This window comes from Erythrobacter aurantius, from assembly GCF_023823125.1.
GTDB classification, from domain to species: Bacteria; Pseudomonadota; Alphaproteobacteria; order Sphingomonadales; family Sphingomonadaceae; genus Erythrobacter; species Erythrobacter aurantius.
This window is the reverse complement of record NZ_CP090949.1, coordinates 482,023-502,704: the sequence shown is the minus strand read 5'-3', so window position 1 is coordinate 502,704 and position 20,682 is coordinate 482,023. Positions and strand designations below refer to the sequence as shown.

Genomic DNA, 20,682 nt, shown 5'->3' with positions numbered 1-20,682 from the left:
TATCATGTCGCGGATTTGCGAACTCACCGGCAAGGGCCGCCAGGTTGGCCACAATGTGAGCCACGCCAACAACAAGACCAAGCGCGTGTTCCTGCCCAACCTGCAGAACGTCACGCTGATGAGCGAGAAGCTCGAGCGCAGCTTCAAGTTCCGCGTTTCGACGCACGGTCTGCGTTCGGTCGAGCACAATGGCGGGCTCGACAACTGGCTGCTCAAGACCAGCGACGACAAGCTTTCGGCCAACGCGCTGAAGGTGAAGCGCGAGCTGAAGAAGGCTGTCGCCGCAGCCTGATCCGCCATTCGGCGAAATCAATGCGATGAAGGCGTGGCGGTATCCGCTCACGCCTTTTTTGCGTTTCAGTCTGACTGTTTGCCCGGATCGAACACCAGCTTAGCCACCAGGGTGCGCTGGAACACCGAGACATTGTCGTCCGAAATGATCCAGACGGCGATCGTGCCGTCATCCTGTTCGCGCACCGCCAGCCCTTCGTAATTCTCAGGCGGCAGCACACCGTCAAACCGCAGCACAACACGCGGCACCCAGGCTTCGGTCGAGCCGGGCTGGGGCGGGTCCGCGATCGCCAGCAATCCGGCAAAGGGCGGCAAACCCCAGACAAGATTGCGCATCAGCAGCAGCACGCGGCCATCAGGCAATTGCGCCATGTCGGTTACGGCGTAGCTTTCAGCCGGGTTTTCAAAGGGAATGCGGCGCGCCTTGCCCCCTTCGATCGGATCACCCGCCCAGATCATCGCGTAGGAACGCCCTTCGGGAATGGCGATAAAGCGCCCGTCGGACAAGCGCAGCATGGCTTCCAGCCCGCTGTTCTTGCTCCATTCGACTTCCTCTCCCAGCATCCTGACGCCATCGGGGACGCTGGCGATGGTGAAGCGGTGGATGGCATGGGTGTATTCATAGCCGAGCCAGTAATCCCCCGTCGCCGGATCGCGGGTGGCGGACTCGATATCCCACAGCAGCCAGTTCAACGGCTCTTCGGCCAATGCCTGAAGCGAGATCACGCGGGCTGCCGGATCCTGATCGGGCGTGTCGGGGGTGGGAAAGGTGAAGCGATAGCCACGATCGGAAAAGGCGCGCAGGTTCTTGTCACCCAGCGTGAAGAGCGCGGAATAGCCTCCGAACTTCCGGCTCGGCCCGGTCGAATATTGCCACACGCCCTCAACCCGCCAATCAGGCAATGGGGTTTGTGCGGCTCCGGCAATGCGGGCCATGACGATGTCTCTTGGCACTTCGCGCGGGACTTCGGTGCGGAGCCATGTGCCGGGCGCACAAAGCGCGGCGACGGCAAGCGCCGCGAACAAGCGCCGGTACCGGATCACCTCAGTTCATCGGCCCCACGAACAACAGCGGATCGAGCCGCGCATCGTTCCACATGAGGCTCCAGTGCAGATGCGGCCCGGTGGCCCGGCCCGATGCGCCGACATCGCCGATATGCTGGCCCTGCCGCACCGCCTGCCCCTCTTCGACGACGATCCGGCTGGCGTGCAGAAAGGCGCTGTTGAGGCCATGCCCGTGATCGATGATGATCAGATTGCCTTCGAGGCTGAATCCGTTGCGCGCCAGCACCACCACGCCATCGGCGGGCGCGACAAAGGGCACGCCATTGCCCGGCGCGATGTCGAGCCCCGAATGATAGCTGCCCGGCTCGCCCGCATAGATGCGCTGGCGGCCGAAACGTCCCGAAATCCTGCCCTTCACTGGACAGATGAAGTCCTGCCGCCAGCCGTCCGCGCCGGTTTCCCGTTCGCGCGCGGCCTTGATCGCGAGCCATTCCGGTTCGCGCTTGGCCCACCATGCCTCGCTGCTGCCGCCTGTGCGGCGCGCGACATTGACCCGTTCGATCTGCCATTCACGCGGCGACACGCTGAGCGTTTCGCTAAGGGTCCGCCCGCCCTCAAGCGTCGCGGTGAGCGCGAGTTCGCCAGGGCTGTCGCGATCGAAGGCGGCGAAAAAGGTTCCGTCCGGTGCCAGATCGAGCGTCTGCCCGCCCAGCTCGGCAGCGACTGTGCCTTCGGGCACGCGGCCCCGGATGAAACCACCCTGGGTCATGGCGCCGCCGTGGGCAAAACGGGTCTGCTGGCGCATCGGCGCGGCGGAGGATGGCGCTGCGGTATCGTCAGCTGCGGGTTCGGGGTCGCGCGCGGTCGCCGCACCCGCTCCCCAATAGCCGACCAGACCGATCAGTCCGATGGCGGCAAGGGCGAGAGGGGCAGTCCTGATCGCGCGACCGGCCATCACGTCACCCGCCTGCGTTCAGCGGCTGAACCTCGCCAAGCAGGCGGCGCGTGGCGATTTCGGCGGTGGCGTAGGCCTCCTGATGCTCGGCGCTCCAATAGCGGAGCTCTTCGAGCGGGATGGCCTCTCCCGTGACCGCGCACAGGACATGCTGGCCGGGGCGCAGGACGCGGAAGGCGGAGGGGCCGTAGTAGAGCTTGGCGGCTTTATCGCTGGACGACATCAACATGGGTGTGACCTTAGCACGGATGGCTAGCCGAACAAATCGTCTTGGCGCGGAGGAGGCGCAGCGGGCCGTGGTTTGCGTGGGGTCTTGGGAGGCGGAACTGTGTCACCGACGGTGACTCCAAGTTCCCCATCGCGGAATTGCAGGGTCAGCGCTGCCTCGGCGGCGGCCTGCGCCTTGGCCGTCAGCGCCTTGCCCTGCGCATCGCGCACGATGGCGTAACCGCGTTCGAGCGGCTTTTCCGGGTGCAGCTGGCTCGCCAGCCGAACTAGCGCCGCGAGCTTTTCACGCGAGGCGTCGATCGGGCGCTGCACCAAAGCCGGCGTCAGCCGGACGCGCTCCAACCGCTCACGCCGCTGCGACAGCGCACCGGTGAGCAGCCGGGGCGAAAGCCGCGATGATACGCCGACCAGTTCCTCCCGCCCCTGCCGCGCACGATCGGTCAGCCCCCGCCGCAGGCGTTCGGACAGATCGTCGAGCCGCTGCGCCTGCGGTTGCAACAAGGCTTCGGCGCGCGGCATCCGGCGGACCCGCGCTTCCAGCCGCTCGCGCCCCAATTCGACCGGGCGATGCACCGCGCGGCGTTGGCGGTTGGCGAAATCGGCGAGCGTCGCGACAAGATCGGCGCGCACCGGCACCGCCATTTCTGCCGCCGCCGTCGGAGTGGGCGCGCGCTGGTCTGCGGCGTAGTCGGCCAGGGTTGTATCGGTTTCGTGACCCACAGCAGAAATAACCGGAATGGTACATTCGGCAATCGCTCGGACGACGACTTCCTCGTTGAAGCTCCACAGGTCCTCGATCGAGCCGCCGCCGCGCGCGACGATCACGACATCGGGCCGCGCCACCGGGCCACCCGGCTCAAGTCCCGAAAATCCGCGGATTGCGCCCGCAACCTGCTCCGCCGCACCCTGCCCCTGCACCAGCACCGGCCACACCACCACATGGCTGGGGAAACGATCCGCAAGCCGGTGAAGAATGTCGCGGATAACCGATCCGGTTGGCGAAGTGACCACCCCGATAGTCCGCGGCAGATATGGCAAGCGCCGTTTGCGCGACGCGGAAAACAGCCCCTCCGCCTCCAGCCGCTGGCGCGTTTTCTCCAGCAGAGCGAGCAACGCGCCCTCGCCCGCGATCTCGAGGCTGTCGATCACGATCTGGTATTTCGAACGCCCCGGATAGGTCGTCAGCTTGCCGGTCGCGATCACTTCCAGCCCGTCTTCGGGCACGAAAGCGAGCCGCCCGGCATTGCCGCGCCACATCACCCCGTCGATCACCGCGCCATCATCCTTCAGCGCGCAATACATGTGGCCCGACGCCGCGCGCTTCACCCCAGAAAGCTCCCCGCGCAGGCGGACATGGCCGAACCGGTCCTCCACCGTGCGCTTGAGCAGGTTCGAAATCTCGGTGATCGACAGCGGCTGGGCGTTGTCGCCCTCGCTCACCCGCGCTACCAGCCCGTCAGTATCGGAAGGTGGATAGGGAGCGCGCGCCATGAATGTCCTGTTGCTGGGTTCGGGAGGCCGTGAACATGCTTTAGCATGGAAGCTCGCGCAAGCGCCCAGCGTGACGCGGCTTTACGCTGCCCCCGGACATCCCGGCATTGCCGAAGAGGCGGAATTGGTGGCGCTTGACGCCACCGATCACGCTGCGGTGATCGCCTTTTGTCAGAGCAAGGGCATCGATATGGTGGTGATCGGGCCGGAGGCTCCGCTGGTGGACGGCCTCGCCGATTCGCTGCGGGCCGAGGGTATTCCGGCATTCGGCCCGTCCAAGGCCGCAGCCCAGCTCGAAGGGTCAAAAGGCTTCACCAAGGACCTGTGCGCCCGCGCCAATATCCCCACCGGCGGCTATGTCCGCACCCGCTCTATCGAGGAGGCCGACCGCGCATTGACGCAGTTCACCGCGCCTTACGTGCTCAAGGCCGATGGCCTTGCCGCGGGCAAGGGCGTGGTGATCGCCGAAAGCATCGAACAGGCGGAAATCGCGCTGGCCGACATGTTCGGCGGCTGGTTCGGGGAAGCCGGGGCCGAAGTCGTGATCGAGGAATTCCTGCACGGCGAGGAGGCCAGCTTCTTCGCGATCACCGACGGCACCACCGTCATCCCCTTCGGCACGGCGCAGGATCACAAGCAGGTGGGCGAAGGCGACACCGGCCCCAACACCGGCGGCATGGGCGCCTATTCCCCCGCCCCGGTGCTGACGCAGGAATTGCAGGACCGGGTGATGGCAGAGATCATCCGCCCCACGGTCGACACGATGCGCGCCGAAGGCATGCCCTATTCGGGCGTGCTCTATGCCGGGCTGATGCTGACCGCAGAGGGCCCGAAGCTGATCGAATACAACTGCCGTTTCGGCGATCCCGAATGTCAGGTGCTGATGATGCGGTATCAGGGCGATCTGGCGGAAATGATGCTGTCTTGCGCGAAGGGGGAACTTGACGAAACCCCACCCGCCTTCGCGCCCGACACCGCATTGACGGTGGTGATGGCGGCGAAGGGTTATCCCGGCACCCCCGAAAAGGGCGGCACGATTGTTCTGGGAGACTCCGAGGCCAACGGCGCAAAGGTCTTCCACGCGGGCACAGCGATGAAGGACGGAGTGCTAACCGCCAACGGCGGCCGCGTGCTCAACGTGACCGCGACCGGCGCCAACGTGACGCAGGCGCAGGCCAAGGCCTATGAGGCGCTCGACAGGGTCGACTTCGCAACCGGATTCTGCCGCCGCGACATCGGCTGGAAAGAAGTGGCGCGGGAAGCAGCGGACGCAGGCTGACGCAAGAATTGAGCGGTTATTCGAACGCAGCAGCGCGCATTGGCTGCTTTGCTAATTGTCCAGAAAAAGCTGCCGTTCGGGAAACGACCCCGGAGCGGACGTTCAATTTCTCTCACGCACTCAGAATAACTCATTCAAGAGTTGATATGTCTCAAGCTTGCGCCGGTCGCCTTCGCCGGCGCCGTAGCGCATAAGAAATCGCGCTTGGGCTTCCGCCCCATAAACAGCCAGATCTCTCCAGCAAATTGCAAGGTCGTGATACCGATCAGCCAGCCCCGCGCCGCCGACATCAATGCATCCCGTGATCCCGCCATCTTTCATCAGGACGTTATCCAGCGAGAAATCACCGTGGGTTACGACAAGGTCAGGCTCTAGAGGCAGCTGGGCCTGAATGGCCTTCCACACATCTTCTGCAGACCATCCCTGCTGCTCTTGGTCAAAATCCGCTTCATTCACCAGTCCGGCATCAATCCGCGCGCGGCCCTCCTAGCCGCGCGTCGAAGGGACATTCAACGGCTGGCAACGCATGGACCAGGCGGAGGAAATCAGCGAGGGCGTTGATGACAATGCCGAGGTCATCAGGGTTTTCATCGAGCAAGGCTCGCGCGCTTTTGCCTGCCAGCGCCTTTGTCATGAGCCAGCATTCATTTTGGGTGGCGACGAACCTGATAATCTCGGGAACCGGCAGGCGGGAGTGTAGCCACCGGAGCCGGATCATCTCGTCTGACACCATGTCGCCGAGCGCACCCTTGCCGTGTTTCAGGTAGGCAACCGTTTGTCCCTCGCGATCATCAAGACGCAGCACCCCGCAGCCGGATTCTCCGACCGGTGAGGGGGTGGCGATCCAAGACCCAATGAGCTGTTCGAATATTCCGGAGCTGTCGGCGGTCATTCAACTGGAATATGAGCGGCACAACTCATTGGCAATGCGCTCTCAATTGCCAGCGAGGTAGATCGATGGGTTGCACAAAGCGGCCCTTCTGGAATCCACCCACATCCCGTCATTCCCGATACTTGCATCCCCCCGAAAGCGGTCGTCCGGTCGACCCTGTATCGCAAGCTTCGCAAAAAATTGATCTCGATCAATTACACTTGGCGGCGCGTGTGTAGAAGGGGTGGCATGACAGTCCGTGACGCCTCGCTCGCCCTGACCTTTTTCGCGCTGCTGGCCACCGCCGCGTGTGACACCATGCCTGCGCCCGAGCCGCAGGTGGCGGCGTCAGCACGAGCGCAGCCATCGGCCTTTATCGAGGCGGCGTGCGGTGGGTGCCATGCGGTGGAGCCGCCGTTCCTTTCGCCTAATCCGCAGGCCCCCAGTTTCGAAGCCATCGCCAATCGCAAGGGCGTGACCGATGAAACGCTGGGTGACTGGTTGGCCGATGCGCACAATTACCCCGAAGTCATGGATTTCGATCTGGAGCCCCACCATATCGAGGAAGTCGCCGCCTATATGGTGACACTGCGGCGCGAGGATTACGTTCCCGCTGAATGACTTAGCGGCGTTTGCCGCCCGCGGTTTGTGCAACACCCTCCTTTAGGCTAATCTCGGGCTCCGGGCCGCGCTGAAAAGGGGGATTTCAGTGCCGTATCGTCACGCTCATTATTTCGTCGGTTTCGTCCTGCTGGTCATCATGGTCGGCTTCTGGGCGAGCTATTTTTCGGTCGTGAAGGCCGTTCCGCTGGCATTTCATGTCCACGCCGTTTCGTCGATGACATGGCTGGGGCTGCTGATCGCGCAGCACCTTTCGATCCACAAACGGATGAATGCGCTGCACAAGCAGATGGGCCTTGCCAGCTTTGCCCTGTTTCCGTTCCTGATTCTTGGCTTTGTCATGATCATCAACGTCTCGGCGAAGGGGTTCGCGGCGGGAGACAATCCGTTCTACACCTATATCGCCCCGGCTTTCGGAACGGCGATGTGGGTGGCGATCGCCGCCTATCTGACGTTGTTCTACCTCGCGCTGAAACATCGCCGGAATGTGCGGCTGCACGCCGGATACATGCTGGCAACGCCATCGATCCTGTTTGAATCGCCGTTCGGACGGTTCATGGACCTGCTGTTTCCCGCGTGGAACTTTATCGGCAGCGAAGGCCCGCACGCGATCCTTGATACCATCGCCATATCGGACGGGATCGCGATCGTGTTCGCGATGACGCTGTATTTCATGGATCGCAAGCATGGCGCCCCGTGGCTGGTGGCCTCGGGATTCATGGCGGTGCAGGCGGTGCTGACATGGTTCACCCCGCAGATGCCGTTCATGGCCGATCTGTTCGCGGCCTATGCCACCATTCCCGAAGCGGTGACGCTGGTGGTCGGGCTGGCATTGGGCGCGGCGGCAGCGTGGTTTGGCTGGGAAGCCGGAAAGCCGCCCGCGCGAAAGCCCGCAGTCGCCTGAGAATTTTCCTACCGGGGCCGTGCGCGATACGATGCGCGCGGCTCTTTCAAATCGTCGAACCAGAAAGCCTGTCTGGAGGGTGACACTTTGGCATATGCAAAGGTGACAATTTGCGTGCCGAAAACGCGACGCTTTCCCGTGTTCGGATGACACTTTGCGCAGGTCAGGTGACAGTTTTGCGCGAAAGGTGACAGTTTTCGGCCCAAGAGTGACACAGCGGGGTTTTTAATCCCTGGACAGTGTTCCACCTGTTCCAGCCTGTAGGGAATCAGGGATGACCTGGACGCGCTACCGCTTCGCTGCTTGAGCGAGTCCTTGTTCGCGCTACCGCTTCGCTACTTGAGCGAGCCCTTGTTCGCGCTACTGCTTCGCTACTTGAGCGCGGTGTATCGGCCCCAAATGGGCCGCAAGGGCGACCGCCCGCCCGCAGCGGGCGCAGCTATGCTGCGCGTCCAGCGAGGAAGGCCCCGCGGATGCGGGGCCGCAACACTAGAGGCGCTCAGCCATCAACGCCTGCATGTCCGCTTCGGGACGCGGGCCGTAGTGCGAGATCACCTCGGCAGCCGCAATCGCCCCGCGCTTGAGGCACTGCGCCAGCGGCTCGCCGCGCGCGTAACCGGCAAGGAAGCCGGCCGCGAACTGGTCGCCCGCGCCCGTCGTATCGACGACCTTGGGAACCGGAGCGGCGGCGACGACAGCGCGTTCGCCATGCGCATCGGCCACCGCGCCCTTCTCGCTGCGGGTGGCGACCAGCACCGGAACCTTGGGCGAGATCGCATCGAAGCCGGCTTCGAAGTCAGCCTCTCCCGTCAGCGTCGCCAGCTCGCTCTCGTTGACGAACAGGATGTCGATCAGCCCGTCGTCGATCATGGCGCGGAAGTCGTCGCCATGGCGATCAATCACGAAGCTCTCCGACGCGGTGAAGGCGACCTTGCGACCGGCGGCGCGGGCCACTTCGATCGCGCGGCGCATGGCCCGGCGCGGCTCTTCGGGGTCCCACAGATAGCCTTCGAGATAGAGGATCGCGGCGCTGGCGATCAGCTCTTCGTCCAGCGCGGCGGCGGGCAGATACTGGCCCGCGCCAAGGAAGGTGTTCATCGTGCGCTCGCCATCGGGGGTGACGAAGATCAGCACGCGGCCCGTCGCAGGCTCGCGTTCACGCGCGGGAGTGTCGAAGTCGATCCCGGTGGCGCGCATGTCGTGGCGGAACACCTTGCCCAGCTGATCGTCCGCGACCTGCCCGATGAAAGCGCATTGCAGGCCGAGGGTGGAAAGCCCGGCGAGGGTGTTCGCCGCCGATCCGCCCGACACCTCGCGCGCGGGCGGCATGGCTTCGTAGAGTTCGTCCGCGCGGGCTTCGTCGATCAGGGTCATCCCGCCGCGATTGAGCTGCAGCTCCTCGATCAGGCTTTCATCGCAGGACGCGATCACGTCGACCACGGCATTGCCGATGGCGATGACATCATAACGGGGCTCGGGCGCAGTATCGGACAAGGGTAGGCTTCCTGTTGCTGGCAAAGGATGCGCAGCGCCTAGCCCGATGCGGGGAAGAGGCCAAGTGCTGTTTGACAAGACGGCGCGGTGATCACATCTCCCGGCGATGCGTGCCGTGATCCATGCCCTTGCCCAAGCCTTGGCCCAATTGACCGATCGGGCGGTGCTGATGGTGCTGCTCAAATCGGTGCTGGCAACCGTCCTTGCCTTTGTCGCGCTGGGCATAGGGCTGTACTTTGCGCTGGTATGGGCTCTGGGCAGTTGGGCGGGGGAAGGCAGCGGATTGGCCGGGGCGGCGGCGGCGGTGCTGATCGCGGGGCTGGCGTTCTGGTTCCTGTTCCGAGTGGTCGCCGTGGCGGTCTTGCAGTTCTTCGCCGACGAAGTGGTGATCGCGGTCGAGAAACAGCATTACCCCGCCCGCGCTGCGGAAGCCCGGCCCCTGCCGTTCCGGCGCGATCTCGCCAATTCGCTTAGGGGAATCGGGCGCACGCTCGGCTTCAACCTGCTGGCCTTGCCCGTGGCCGGAGTGCTGTTGGTGACCGTTTTTGGCGCGGCGCTGGTGTTCCTTGCCGTGAACGCATGGCTGCTCGGGCGGGAGCTTACCGACATGGCATGGCTGCGGCATTGCGGTGCCAGGGATGCGCAAAACCCGGTGAGCCGCAGCGAGCGGCTGTTGCTGGGCGGCGCGATCGCGGGGATAATGCTGGTCCCCGGCCTCAACCTGATTGCACCGGTGCTGGGGGCGGCTGCGGGAACCCATCTGACGATGCGCTCGCTGCCTTTCGCCACGGAGCCTTGTGATGCCTAGGATGATCGTCCTGTTCAGCGCCCTCATGCTGGCCTCGGCTTGCTCGGTTGCCCCCAGTGGCACCGGGGTCGGCACCGTATCCTCAGCCCCGAGACCCGCCACACCTGCCTTTCGCGCGCCCGCCGTGATGGGGACAGCGGGACTTGAAGGCATCATCGGGGAGCGCGCAGGGTCGCTGGTCCGCCGGTTTGGCGAAGCGCGGATTGACCTTGCCGAAGGCGATGCGCGCAAACTGCAATTCACCTCGGATCGCTGTGTGCTGGACGTGTTCCTTTACCCCCTGCAATCGAACGCCGAACCGGTCGCAACCCACGTCGTCGCCCGCGAACGCAAGGGCGGAGGCGAGACGGATCGGGCCCGGTGCATCGGCGATATCGAGCGGGCGGCGGGGCGGCGGTAACCCGGTCTTAAGCACATTCGTGCCATGAAACGTCCGAATTCAAGGGACCCATGGGCTTATGACCACGCACTTCACCGAACTGGCGCAACGCGCCGCTGCCGACGGGCAGGTTACCTCGCAGGAAGTCCTTGCGCTGCGGCGCCAAGGCTGGGGCGACGGGATCATCGTCCGCGAAGAGGCCGAGGCGCTGTTCGCGCTGAACAACGCGCTCGACGTCCGCGACGAGGAATGGTGCGACTTCTTCGTCGAGGCGATCGGTGAATTCGTGCTCAACGGCACCCCGCCGCGCCTGCAATGCGACGACAAGGAAGCGCAGTGGCTGATCGCGCAGGTCGATCATGACGGCAAGCTCGAAAGCACGGTCGAACTCGAAACGATCGTACGGATCATCGAACGGGCCGAAAACGTGCCGGTGGTTCTCAAGAACTATGTGCTTGAACAGGTCGAACGCGAGGTACTGACGGGGGTGGGGCCAACGCGCTGCGGCGGCGAGCTTTCGGCCAGCCACATCACCTCCGCCGAAGCGCAGATCCTGCGCCGCGTGGTATTCGCCAGCGGCGGCCACGGCCCTGCGGCGGTGACGCGCTTTGACGCGGAAATGCTTTTCCGGCTCAAGGACGAAACCCTGGCCGAGGAAAACGCGCCCGAATGGGATGAACTGTTCCTCGACGGTGTCAGCAACTATCTCAAGGGCTTCGCACTTCAAAATGCGCAGCTTGATCACGACCGGGCAAGGGAATTGCAGGCCTTCATCGCCGACAGCAGGCCCAATGTCGGTCGCTTCATGGGCCAGATGGCCCGCGAGCTGCCTCAGGCGCGCAACCACTTCGGCAAGGTTTTCGCAAAGCGTGACACCGCGCCCAGCTACATTGAACAGGCCATTGCCGGCGAAGCCATGACCGATCACGAACAGGAATGGCTCGACAAGATGATCGGCGCCGATGGCGAGGTGGACGAGCTGGAGCGACGCCTGCTTGCACGGATCATCGAAGAGGGCGAGTGAGCGCGAGCGCGGAGAAATTTCTCCGGGCCAAGGCGCGCCAGCGGCGCTGCCTGTGGGCGTAGAACACCTTCGCAAACCCTGCGATCAATGGGGTGAGCAATCCGGCATCCACATGCACCGTATCGGTGTAGCGGGTGCACGTTCCATCACCCGCAGGCTCGATCGTAATCCAGTGATCCCATCGCCGGATCAGCAGGCTATAGCCGTTGTCCCGGACAAACCGGGAATTTCCCTCCGGTTCGGGTAATGTGATAACGATGGCCTGCCAACCAAGCGGGATTACTCCAAACAGGAACATCCAAGCTCGATATTCGCCTTCGGTCCAGATTTCGGGAAACTCTTGCCTCGCAACAGGCAAGAAACGGATCAGCGGAGCAGCGATGTGCTGCAGAAGTCGGGTTGTCTGGACATGCTGCCAGGCATCGTCCGGACTGCAATCAAGTTCGGTCGTAAGCGAAACCCGCCTCGCCATTACACCATGAAGCTCTCGCCGCAGCCGCACGCGCCCTTGGCATTGGGGTTCTCGAATACGAAGCCGGCGGTGAAATCGTCCTCGACCCAGTCCATCGTCGAGCCGACCAGATACAGCACGCTCGCCCCGTCGATGTAGAAGGTGCCACCGGGGGTTTCGATCTTTTCGTCGAACTTCGCCTCTTCGGTGACGTAATCGACCGAATAGGCCAACCCCGAACAACCCCGGCGCGGAGTGGATAGCTTTACCCCGATGGCATCTTCGGGCGCCTTGCTCATCAATTCGGCAATGCGAGCCTCTGCGCCTTGCGTCAGGGTGACAGCGGCGGGGCGTTCACGGGTGGTTGCAGTCATCACAGCATCCCCAGTTCAAGCCGTGCTTCGTCGGACATCTTTTCGGGACTCCACGGCGGATCCCATACCAGCGCAACCTCGGCATCGCGAATGCCGGGTACGGAGGAGGCGCGCAGTTCGACTTCGCCCGGCATGGTCTCTGCCACGGGGCAATGCGGCGTCGTCAGCGTCATGGTGATCGTGACATCGGCTTCATCGTCGACTTCGACCCCGTAGATCAGGCCGAGATCATAAATGTTTACCGGAATTTCCGGATCGTAGATTTCCTTCAGCGCCTCCACGACAGCCGCCTGCAGATCGCCCCCCGCGCCGCCTACCGGAGCGTCGGCAGTCTTCGCAGCCAGAAAGCCGTCGAGATAGTCGCGCTGGCGCGGCTTCTCCTCGGCATCGGGATCGACCGCATCGGTCACCCGTGCACGCGGCGGCTTCTGCGCCAATTCGTCATTGGGCGCGGGCGCGGCGACAAATTCGCTATCGTCCTGTGGTTTGTTCATTGGCTCGTGCCTCTTCCAAAAATTCGCCTTGTCCGGGCAATCCCTTCCAGCAAGGCGTCAATGTCCGCATCGGTCGAATAAAGTCCGAAGCTCGCTCGCGCGGTGGCAGGGATGTCGAAATGATCCATCAACGGCTGCGCACAATGGTGGCCTGCGCGGATCGCAACATTCGATTCATCAAGGATCGTGCCGAGATCGTGCGGATGAATGCCGTCGATCAGAAAGCTGACGATCCCCGCACTGTCGGCAGGGCCGAACAACCGCACATCATTCATCGAAGAAAGTTCTCGGCGAAGGCGGGCAACCAGCTTCGTTTCCGCCGCGTGCATCGCGTCAAGCCCGATTTCGCTGACGTAATCGGCTGCGGCGGCGAAAGCGATGGCTTCGGTGATCGCCGGGGTGCCTGCCTCGAACCGTTGCGGCGGGACGCCATAGGTTGTCTTGGCAAAGGTCACGCGATCGATCATCGCGCCTCCGCCTTCCCATGGCGGCATGTCGGCAAGGATCTCCCCACGCGCCCAAAGCGCGCCGATCCCTGTCGGACCGTAAAGCTTGTGCGCGCTGAAGACGTAGAAGTCGCAATCGAGCGCAGCCACGTCGACGGGCATGTGCGGCACCGCCTGACACCCGTCGAGCAGCAGTTTCGCGCCCACCTTGTGCGCCAGCGCCGCTGCGCGTTTGGCATCCAGCGCGCTGCCCAGCACATTGGAGACATGCGCCAGCGCGACAAGCTTGTGCCGTTCGGTCAGCATGGCTTCGGCCGCGTCGAGATCGATGCAGTGATCCTGCGTCAACGGGCAAACGTCGATCACGGCCCCGGTCTGCTCGGCAATCATCTGCCACGGGACGATGTTGGAATGGTGTTCAAGCTGCGACAGCAGGATGCGATCACCGGGCTTCAGATTGACCCTGCCCCAGCTGTTGGCGATTAGATTGATGGCCTCAGTCGCGCCACGGGTGAAGACGATTTCGCTCTCTGCGCCGCCGATCAGTTGCGCAATCCGCCGCCGAGCGGCTTCATAGGCCAGCGTCATTTCGGCAGATCGCGAATAGACGCCGCGATGGACGGTGGCGTAATCCTCGCCCAGCGCGCGCGCCATCGCATCGATCACGACGCGCGGTTTTTGCGCGGTTGCGGCGGTATCGAGGTAATGCCAGGGCGCACCCTCGCGCGTCACGAGGCCGGGGAAATCGGCGCGCAGATCGCGATCGAGGGCCGCCGGAGCGTTCACAGCGATGCGCCCTCCAGCGCCGTCAGTGCCGCGTCGAGCAGGCGTTCATGCTCGGATTCATCGTCCAGTTCGACGAAGGCGTCACCGATAAAAGCCTGCACCAACAGCCGCTGCGCCATTTCGGGCGAGAGGCCGCGTGCCGCCATGTAGAAACGGGCGCTTTCATCCAGCTGGCCGACGGTTGCACCATGCGCGCATTTCACATCGTCGGCGAAGATTTCGAGCTGCGGCACGGCGTTGGCGCTGGCTCCGGCTTCAAGCAGCAAGCCCTTGAAATCCTGCGCCGCGTCGGTCTTTTGGGCGTGCCGCGCGACCTTGATTTCGCCGAGGAAATTGCCCGTGCCCGTGCCCCAATGGACGCTGCGCACGGTCTGGTTGCTGGTTGCGCCGGGCTGGGCATGGATGGTGGTGGTGACGAATTCGCGCACCGCATCGCCACCGCCGATTGTGACGCCGCCGAATTCGAAATGCGCGCCTTTGCCCAGCGTCACTTCGATCTCGAGCCGTGTGTAGTCATTGCCAGCGTTGGTGGCGAAAAGTTCCGCCCGCGTGCCTTCACCCAGATTCAGGCGAATGCGGCGCAGTTCGGGCGCGTCACTGCCGATCACTAGGCAGTGGCGAAAGGTCTCGCCATCGGCGACGTCGATCTCTGCCCATTGGGAGAGGGCGCTGACACCGATCCGCGAAACCGCGTCCATATCGGCATAGCGCCACGCCTCGTCACGGCGGGTAGGGAGGACGGCCGTATCAGGCATCAGCCATCACCGCGTCATAGCCCTCTTCCTCAAGCCGCAGCGCAAGCTCCGGCCCGCCGGTTTCGACGATGCGGCCAGCTGCAAGAATGCTCACCCGGTCGGGCTTCACCACGTCCAGCAGCCGCTGGTAGTGCGTGATCAGCAGCACGCCCTTGTCCGGTGCGCGCATGATCGAGTTGATGCCCTCACCCACGATGCGCAGCGCATCGATATCAAGGCCGGAATCGGTCTCGTCCAACACCGCGAAAGAGGGGTTGAGAATGCCCATCTGCACCATTTCGGCGCGCTTCTTTTCGCCGCCGGAAAAGCCGACGTTCACCTGCCGCTTGAGCATTTCCATGTCCATTTTCAGCAGCGCGGCCTTTTCCTTCGCCAGCTTCAGGAAATCCCCGCCAGACAGCGGCTCTTCTCCGCGATAGCGACGTTGCGCATTCAGCGCCTCACGCAGGAACTGGACGTTGGATACACCCGGAATTTCGACCGGATACTGGAAGCCGAGGAACAGGCCCGTGGCGGCGCGTTCGTGCGGGTCGAGCGCGAACAGGTCTTCACCCTTGAACTCGACGGAGCCTCCGGTGACTTCATAGCCCGGCTTGCCGCCAAGGACGTGCGCAAGCGTCGATTTGCCCGCGCCGTTGGGGCCCATGATGGCGTGAACTTCGCCGGCGGCGACTTCAAGGCTCAATCCCTTGAGGATCGGCTTGCCGTCGACTTCGGCCTGGAGATTATCAATCTTGAGCACCGGATGCCTCCTCGCGTGCCTGTGTGCGTTGTTCCTGCGCGGCTTCGGCCGCAGCGGCGGTGGCGTCGGTGCGCGCTTTCACGACCGATGCATCGCGCAATTCGAGTACGAGGCCCTTGGGGCGTTCCGCCTGATATTGCTCTTCCGCCTGCTGGGCACTGCGCAGGGTGAAGGTGAACTGGTTGTCGAGATCGGCGCCGCGCGCGACGTGGATCCGGCCGATATGTTCGAAGACTTCGCGGATATCGGCGGGGGAATAGTCCGAGTATTCGGCGCGCCCTGCTAGCATGCGGTTTGCGCCTTCCTGCGCTTCCTCGAAAGCTTCCGTGCAGGTTTCGACATCGCGGCGATGCTGCTGCTCGAAATCGGCCTGGCCCGTCACGCGGCGCGTCTGCCTCGTCAGGCAGCGGCGATAATCTTCGACGAAGGGCTGGATCACGCGCGGGTATTCGAGCGTCCATGTCTCGGGCGCATCATTGGCGACAGCGACAGGCGCCTGACCAACGCCCTGCAGGGCGATGAAGGGGGAAAGGATGAGGGATAGGCTGTTCATTCGGCTTCGTTTCCGTTGCTGGGGCCTGATGGACGGGGTTGGCGGTGTTCGCTTCTTGCTTTGCGTTTGTCCTCGATCCGCATGCGCATTCCGGCGGTGATCCGCTGAAGCACGGGATCGATGTTTTCGAGAATGTCGGTCGCCTTGATCCGCATCACCCGGATGCCGACGGCTTCGAGGCTCTTGTCGCGGCGCTTTGCCAGCGTTTCGTCCTGATCTTCCTCGTCGATCATGATCGCCATCCCGAGATTGTGGCAGTTGAAGTCGACGATGGCGCTGCCGACGACGGCAAAGCGCTTGAAAGTGTAGCGGCCAAGGTTTGCCTTGGCGAAACGCTCGGCCAGCGCCTTGTTCGCGGGCGAAGCAAATCGCTTCATCTCGCGCGCACGATCATGCAATTCGTCGAGGCGCTTCTCGGAAATCTTCCACCCGCGCCCCTTCTTGTTGAGGGCGGGGGCGGTGTCGGAAGTTTCCTTGAGGCCAAGGGTTTTGCGGTCAGTCATGCATGCGCTTCGCCGAATAAGTGGTCACTGCAATCGCGATGGCCACGATTGGAAGAAGGTAGAATATCGCTAGGTCGAGGACATTGTGCGTACCCGGAAGTGGCACTCGCCAAGCGCCATACCCCTTGGCAATCCAAGGGGCGCTCAGAAGCCAGACCAGAAAGAAAACAAGGGCTAGAGCGTACCTCACCCCACACTCCCCTCAAGCGAGATCGCGAGCAGCTTCTGCGCCTCGACGGCAAATTCCATCGGCAGCTCTTTCAGAACATCCTTGGCAAAGCCGTTGACGATCAGCGCCACGGCCTCTTCTTCGTCCAGCCCGCGCTGCATGGCGTAGAACAGCTGTTCGTCGCTGATCTTGCTGGTGGTCGCCTCGTGCTCGATCTGCGCGCCGGGGTTTTTCACCTCGATATAGGGCACGGTGTGCGCCCCGCATTCGTCACCGAGCAGCAGGCTGTCGCACTGAGTGAAATTGCGAACGCCGGTTGCAGTCGGGGCCACGCGGACGAGGCCGCGATAGGTGTTGTTCGACTTGCCTGCGCTGATCCCCTTGGAAATGATCGTCGAGCGCGATCCCTTGCCGTTGTGGATCATCTTGGTGCCAGTGTCGGCCTGCTGATAGTTGTTGGTGACGGCGACCGAGTAGAACTCGCCCACGCTGTTTTCGCCGTTGAGCACGCAGGAGGGATATTTCCACGTCACCGCAGAGCCGGTTTCCACCTGCGTCCAGCTGATCTTGCTCCTGTCGCCCTGACACAGCCCGCGCTTCGTCACGAAATTGTAGATCCCGCCCTTGCCCTCGGAATTGCCGGGGTACCAGTTCTGCACGGTCGAATACTTGATCTCGGCATCTTCCATCGCGACCAGCTCGACCACCGCAGCGTGGAGCTGGTTCTCATCGCGCATCGGCGCGGTGCAGCCTTCGAGATAGGAGACGTAGGCGCCCTTTTCCGCGATGATCAGTGTGCGTTCGAACTGGCCCGTGTTTTCGGCGTTGATGCGGAAATAGGTCGAAAGCTCCATCGGGCAGCGAACGCCTTCGGGGACGTAGACGAATGTGCCGTCGGAAAAGACAGCGCAATTGAGCGCCGCGAAGTAATTGTCGCGCACCGGCACGACGCGGCCCAGCCATTTCTTCACCAGTTCGGGGTGTTCCTTCACCGCCTCGCTGATCGAGAGGAAGATCACGCCTGCCTTCTTCAGCTCCTCGCGGAAAGTGGTGGCGACGCTCACGCTGTCGAAAACGGCATCCACCGCCACCTTGCGCGCGCCTTCGACCCCGGCGAGCACTTCCTGCTCCGCCACGGGAATACCCAGCTTGTCGTAAACCGCTTTGATCTCGGGATCGAGTTCATCGAGCGATTTCAGCGTCGGCTTCTTCTTGGGCGCGGCGTAGTAATAGGCGTCCTGATAGTCGATCGGCGGATAGCCGACCTTGGCCCAGTCGGGCTCCTCCATTTCCTGCCACAGGCGAAACGCCTTCAGCCGCCAGTCGAGCATCCATTCGGGCTCGCCCTTCTTGGCGCTGATGAAGCGAACGGTGTCCTCGTTCAGCCCCTTTTCCGCGAATTCGGTTTCGATGTCAGCAGACCAGCCATGTTCGTATTCGGCGGCGGCGGCGGCTGCTTCCTTGGCATCTCTGTCGATATCGGATTGCAGATCGAGATTGTCGGTCATGCCGCGTGCTCTCTTACGGAATGGGAGGGATTGGGTCGGGTTTGATTGCGCAAATGGTCCAGCGTGATTTCCGCCAGCGCGCTGCGCAGCTTGGTGTTGATGATCGGCCAATGCGGCTTCATCGAACAACCGCTTTCGAAATCGCAATCGCCGTGGTCAATGCAGGCGGTGAGCGCAATCGGGCCTTCGACCGCTTCGACGATATCGGCAACGGTGATAGCCGCCGCCGGCCGGCCAAGCTGCAAGCCGCCACCGACACCGCGTACCGAGCGCAACAGGCCCGCCGCGGTCAGTTTGGAAACGAGCCGCTGGACGGTGGGGACAGGCAGGCCCGATTCTCCTGCCAGTTCAGCCGCGCTCACCCGGCCGTTGCCGCAATGCGAAGCGGCCTGGCACATCGTGATGACGGCGTAGTCGGCGAGGTTGGAAAGGCGCATGGTTTCCTGGTTGCGCTCGCTTGTTGCGAGCCATTCTTAAATCAGACTGATTCTGTCGGATTTGAAATACGCGCTGAATTGTCCGATTTCAAGGAAAGTCTGACGGCGTGCCACGACTATCGCCCGATCACTCTGAAAGATCCCGGCTTTTCGAGATTCTGCATGCGAAGCATCGTCTGGAACAAGGGTTCGTCAGCCTTGCGCATTTGCGACGGGGTGTAGCCGCAATAGCGCCGGATTTCCCGGATCATGTGCGGTTGATCGTGAAAGGCCTCGGCAATTTCGGCAGCGCCTTCGTCGGACAGTTCGGGATGCGCAAGCAATTCAGCGGCGCGCACGGCCCGCATCTTTCGCGCAAGGGCCGCTGGCGGAAGACCGAAATATTGAGTGATCAGGCGTTCCGCCTGACGCCGGGAAAAGGCGAGCTGATCGAACAACCGGTCCAGATCGGGATTGAGCGAAGAGCCCAGCCACGCAAGCGTTTGCTCAATCAACTGCTCATGCGGCGGCGGCACCGCTTTCAACCTCGGACGAATAAAGCGGATCAATGCCTCGCACGCCCCCTCTCCCGACAATTCGCCGCTTCGATACTGTCTCACCAGCGAAGCCGCGAGCTGATCAATTTCCGGGCCAATCAATTCGCTTGCCCGGGTGAACCGATCGAGGAACCGGTGAGCCGGGCAACCCACAAGTGCTGCCCAGCCCAAGGGCGAAAGTGAAACACCAAAGGCATGCCAGGGGCCCTGAATGCGAAAAGGGGCTGCAAGCCGAAAACCGGGATAGACCACCGGGCTGGCATCAACGATATCGCGCCGATCCCCGAAGGTGATCGAACCGCTGCCATGAGGGGTCACGAACAATTGGCCCAAGGCGCCGGGGTGGCGATCGACAATGTCCCTTTCGTTCCATTCGAAATGAAACAGGGCCAGGATGTGCCGCTGGAGGTCTGCCGGCGGATCGAAATAATTGAGGGTGAAGCGCGGATCGTGCTGGCGGGGCGACGCGGGTTGGGACGGATTGGTCGACCTGGTGCGACCCGTCGGCCGATCCGTCCCCAGCACCTCAGCTTCAGGCGCTGCAGAGCCGCGCGCGTCCGGCCCTTCGCGTGTTCGATATCCCGCTGTAGTCATGGGGCATTGTATACCAGCGACATCTGGTGTTGGAACGCCTTTCACGTTCGGCGGCGCACCGCTGTTACGCGGCGCCTATTCGAGCGGCTTCCGCAGGATCTTCGCACCTTCGCCATGCGCTTCGGGATAGAGCGATTCATGCGCGATTGATCCGTCGTTCAACCCGGTCGGCGTTCGACCGGTGTATCGACGGATATCGCGGATGAGATGGGCCTGGTCGAAATAGCTGTTGCGAATTTCGTCGCGCATTGGCTGCGGCAGCGCCGGGTTCGCAAGCAACATCGCCGCCCGGATGGCCCGATAGCGTTTGATCAACCGGGTCGGGGATACGCCAAAGAAGCGCTTTGACAGACGCTGCGCCGTACGCGGCGACATCGCCGCGTCCCGATAGAAATGGTCGATCGAAGGGGAAAGGCCGCTTGAAAGCCACTCCATCGTCCGGTGGACGAACTGCACATGATCAGACCGGATTGCACCGCGTCGCGCCCTTAGCGTTTCGGAAATCGCCTCAAAGATCGTATCGCAGCCGATCTTGCCCGCACCATATTCATCAGCCAGGTTTTCGAGCCGCGCGATGGTATCCGCGTCCATGATATCGCGGGCAGGCAGCATGCAATTGTTGAGCTGGTCAACCGGAGCGTTGGCAAGGCACTGCCAGCCCAGTGGCGTGAGTGAAGCCCCGACAAGCAGCAGCGGGCCGCTGACCTTGACTGGCATTGCCTGCATCAACGGGGCAGTGAATGTTACCTGTTGCACTTGCCCGATTTCGCCGGACCCTGCGGCAATATGCGACCTACCCCGGATGTACACCAACAGCTGTGCCGAATATGCCGGCATCATTTCATCAAGCGTCTCTTCATCTGTACGAATGACAAAGAAGGTGTTGATGTAGTCCGCCAGATCCGGAGGCGGGGCCTGAAGATCGAAATCGACCGGAACAAAGGTCGATATGCTTAGATTGTCATCCTGAACGGGGCGCTTCAT

General features: G+C 62.8%; 26 protein-coding genes. 7 read left to right on the top strand and 19 right to left on the bottom strand.

Annotated elements, in window-relative coordinates:
* Nucleotides 1-4: 4 nt before the first annotated feature.
* Nucleotides 5-292, top strand: a complete 288-nt coding sequence (gene rpmB, locus L1K66_RS02565; protein ID WP_034956421.1) for a 50S ribosomal protein L28 — start codon at nucleotides 5-7, stop codon at nucleotides 290-292.
* A 65-nt stretch (nucleotides 293-357) separates the two neighbouring features.
* On the opposite strand, the gene L1K66_RS02560 is transcribed toward rpmB, so the two are convergent.
* Genes L1K66_RS02560 through xseA form a run of 4 tightly spaced genes read right to left on the bottom strand, consistent with a single transcriptional unit; the run spans nucleotide 358 to nucleotide 3,970 of the window.
* Nucleotides 358-1,317: an esterase-like activity of phytase family protein gene (locus tag L1K66_RS02560; RefSeq protein ID WP_252259485.1), complete on the bottom strand. Its 960-nt coding sequence runs from the start codon at nucleotides 1,315-1,317 to the stop codon at nucleotides 358-360.
* A 19-nt stretch (nucleotides 1,318-1,336) separates the two neighbouring features.
* The gene (locus L1K66_RS02555) at nucleotides 1,337-2,251 is read right to left on the bottom strand and encodes a M23 family metallopeptidase (protein ID WP_252260568.1); all 915 of its coding nucleotides are present in this window, start codon (nucleotides 2,249-2,251) and stop codon (nucleotides 1,337-1,339) included.
* Between the two features lie 4 nt (nucleotides 2,252-2,255).
* Entirely contained in the window at nucleotides 2,256-2,480 is a 225-nt protein-coding gene (locus L1K66_RS02550; protein WP_252259484.1) for a DUF2093 domain-containing protein, read from the bottom strand.
* 23 nt (nucleotides 2,481-2,503) lie between these two features.
* A complete protein-coding gene (gene xseA / locus L1K66_RS02545) occupies nucleotides 2,504-3,970 on the bottom strand; it encodes an exodeoxyribonuclease VII large subunit (RefSeq protein WP_252259483.1) in 1,467 nt (488 codons plus the stop codon).
* Between xseA and purD the strand changes: the two genes are divergently transcribed.
* Nucleotides 3,969-5,249, top strand: a complete 1,281-nt coding sequence (purD, locus tag L1K66_RS02540; RefSeq protein ID WP_252259482.1) for a phosphoribosylamine--glycine ligase — start codon at nucleotides 3,969-3,971, stop codon at nucleotides 5,247-5,249. The two genes, xseA and purD, sit on opposite strands and share 2 nt — an antisense overlap.
* Before the next feature lie 120 nt (nucleotides 5,250-5,369).
* Here purD and L1K66_RS02535 read toward each other — a convergent pair whose 3' ends face one another.
* Complete coding sequence (locus L1K66_RS02535; RefSeq protein ID WP_252259481.1) at nucleotides 5,370-5,705, bottom strand: phosphotransferase; 336 nt, start codon at nucleotides 5,703-5,705, stop codon at nucleotides 5,370-5,372.
* A 10-nt stretch (nucleotides 5,706-5,715) separates the two neighbouring features.
* A complete protein-coding gene (locus L1K66_RS02530) occupies nucleotides 5,716-6,141 on the bottom strand; it encodes a phosphotransferase (protein WP_252259480.1) in 426 nt (141 codons plus the stop codon).
* A gap of 228 nt (nucleotides 6,142-6,369) precedes the next feature.
* On the opposite strand from L1K66_RS02530, the gene L1K66_RS02525 reads away from it, so the two are divergent.
* The gene (locus L1K66_RS02525) at nucleotides 6,370-6,741 is read left to right on the top strand and encodes a hypothetical protein (RefSeq protein WP_252259479.1); all 372 of its coding nucleotides are present in this window, start codon (nucleotides 6,370-6,372) and stop codon (nucleotides 6,739-6,741) included.
* Between the two features lie 88 nt (nucleotides 6,742-6,829).
* On the top strand, nucleotides 6,830-7,645 hold the full coding sequence (locus L1K66_RS02520; RefSeq protein WP_252259478.1) for a hypothetical protein: 816 nt from the start codon (nucleotides 6,830-6,832) through the stop codon (nucleotides 7,643-7,645).
* Between the two features lie 489 nt (nucleotides 7,646-8,134).
* On the opposite strand, the gene L1K66_RS02515 is transcribed toward L1K66_RS02520, so the two are convergent.
* Entirely contained in the window at nucleotides 8,135-9,139 is a 1,005-nt protein-coding gene (locus L1K66_RS02515; RefSeq protein WP_252259477.1) for an adenosine kinase, read from the bottom strand.
* Nucleotides 9,140-9,245: 106 nt separating this feature from the next.
* Here L1K66_RS02515 and L1K66_RS02510 point away from each other — a divergent pair, with 106 nt between their 5' ends.
* Genes L1K66_RS02510 through L1K66_RS02500 form a run of 3 tightly spaced genes read left to right on the top strand, consistent with a single transcriptional unit; the run spans nucleotide 9,246 to nucleotide 11,350 of the window.
* The gene (locus L1K66_RS02510) at nucleotides 9,246-9,947 is read left to right on the top strand and encodes an EI24 domain-containing protein (protein WP_252259476.1); all 702 of its coding nucleotides are present in this window, start codon (nucleotides 9,246-9,248) and stop codon (nucleotides 9,945-9,947) included.
* Nucleotides 9,940-10,347 (top strand): hypothetical protein, encoded by a 408-nt coding sequence (locus L1K66_RS02505; RefSeq protein ID WP_252259475.1) that lies wholly within the window; start codon nucleotides 9,940-9,942, stop codon nucleotides 10,345-10,347. The genes L1K66_RS02510 and L1K66_RS02505 overlap by 8 nt, the downstream gene beginning before the upstream one ends.
* Nucleotides 10,348-10,405: 58 nt before the next feature.
* On the top strand, nucleotides 10,406-11,350 hold the full coding sequence (locus L1K66_RS02500) for a hypothetical protein (protein WP_252259474.1): 945 nt from the start codon (nucleotides 10,406-10,408) through the stop codon (nucleotides 11,348-11,350).
* Here the strand turns inward: L1K66_RS02500 and L1K66_RS02495 are convergent.
* The 12 genes from L1K66_RS02495 to L1K66_RS02440 form a co-directional block, all read right to left on the bottom strand.
* On the bottom strand, nucleotides 11,331-11,822 hold the full coding sequence (locus L1K66_RS02495) for a hypothetical protein (protein ID WP_252259473.1): 492 nt from the start codon (nucleotides 11,820-11,822) through the stop codon (nucleotides 11,331-11,333). The two genes, L1K66_RS02500 and L1K66_RS02495, sit on opposite strands and share 20 nt — an antisense overlap.
* Nucleotides 11,822-12,175, bottom strand: coding sequence for a HesB/IscA family protein (locus L1K66_RS02490; protein ID WP_252259472.1), 354 nt, complete (start codon nucleotides 12,173-12,175; stop codon nucleotides 11,822-11,824). The genes L1K66_RS02495 and L1K66_RS02490 overlap by 1 nt, the downstream gene beginning before the upstream one ends.
* Complete coding sequence (locus L1K66_RS02485) at nucleotides 12,175-12,669, bottom strand: SUF system Fe-S cluster assembly protein (protein WP_252259471.1); 495 nt, start codon at nucleotides 12,667-12,669, stop codon at nucleotides 12,175-12,177. Before L1K66_RS02485 ends, L1K66_RS02490 begins: the two co-directional genes overlap by 1 nt.
* Nucleotides 12,666-13,901 carry an aminotransferase class V-fold PLP-dependent enzyme gene (locus L1K66_RS02480; RefSeq protein WP_252259470.1) on the bottom strand — a complete coding sequence of 412 codons (1,236 nt, stop codon included), beginning with the start codon at nucleotides 13,899-13,901 and terminating at the stop codon, nucleotides 12,666-12,668. Before L1K66_RS02480 ends, L1K66_RS02485 begins: the two co-directional genes overlap by 4 nt.
* Nucleotides 13,898-14,656 (bottom strand): SufD family Fe-S cluster assembly protein, encoded by a 759-nt coding sequence (locus tag L1K66_RS02475; RefSeq protein WP_252259469.1) that lies wholly within the window; start codon nucleotides 14,654-14,656, stop codon nucleotides 13,898-13,900. Before L1K66_RS02475 ends, L1K66_RS02480 begins: the two co-directional genes overlap by 4 nt.
* Nucleotides 14,649-15,398, bottom strand: coding sequence for a Fe-S cluster assembly ATPase SufC (gene sufC, locus L1K66_RS02470; RefSeq protein ID WP_034956444.1), 750 nt, complete (start codon nucleotides 15,396-15,398; stop codon nucleotides 14,649-14,651). The genes L1K66_RS02475 and sufC overlap by 8 nt, the downstream gene beginning before the upstream one ends.
* The gene (locus L1K66_RS02465) at nucleotides 15,385-15,951 is read right to left on the bottom strand and encodes a hypothetical protein (RefSeq protein WP_252259468.1); all 567 of its coding nucleotides are present in this window, start codon (nucleotides 15,949-15,951) and stop codon (nucleotides 15,385-15,387) included. The genes sufC and L1K66_RS02465 overlap by 14 nt, the downstream gene beginning before the upstream one ends.
* Nucleotides 15,948-16,454: an endonuclease domain-containing protein gene (locus L1K66_RS02460; protein WP_252259467.1), complete on the bottom strand. Its 507-nt coding sequence runs from the start codon at nucleotides 16,452-16,454 to the stop codon at nucleotides 15,948-15,950. Before L1K66_RS02460 ends, L1K66_RS02465 begins: the two co-directional genes overlap by 4 nt.
* Nucleotides 16,455-16,640: 186 nt before the next feature.
* On the bottom strand, nucleotides 16,641-18,131 hold the full coding sequence (sufB, locus tag L1K66_RS02455) for a Fe-S cluster assembly protein SufB (protein ID WP_252259466.1): 1,491 nt from the start codon (nucleotides 18,129-18,131) through the stop codon (nucleotides 16,641-16,643).
* The gene (locus tag L1K66_RS02450) at nucleotides 18,128-18,568 is read right to left on the bottom strand and encodes an SUF system Fe-S cluster assembly regulator (RefSeq protein ID WP_252259465.1); all 441 of its coding nucleotides are present in this window, start codon (nucleotides 18,566-18,568) and stop codon (nucleotides 18,128-18,130) included. Before L1K66_RS02450 ends, sufB begins: the two co-directional genes overlap by 4 nt.
* 116 nt (nucleotides 18,569-18,684) lie before the next feature.
* Nucleotides 18,685-19,698: a helix-turn-helix transcriptional regulator gene (locus L1K66_RS02445; protein WP_252259464.1), complete on the bottom strand. Its 1,014-nt coding sequence runs from the start codon at nucleotides 19,696-19,698 to the stop codon at nucleotides 18,685-18,687.
* A 75-nt stretch (nucleotides 19,699-19,773) separates the two neighbouring features.
* Entirely contained in the window at nucleotides 19,774-20,682 is a 909-nt protein-coding gene (locus L1K66_RS02440) for a helix-turn-helix domain-containing protein (RefSeq protein ID WP_252259463.1), read from the bottom strand.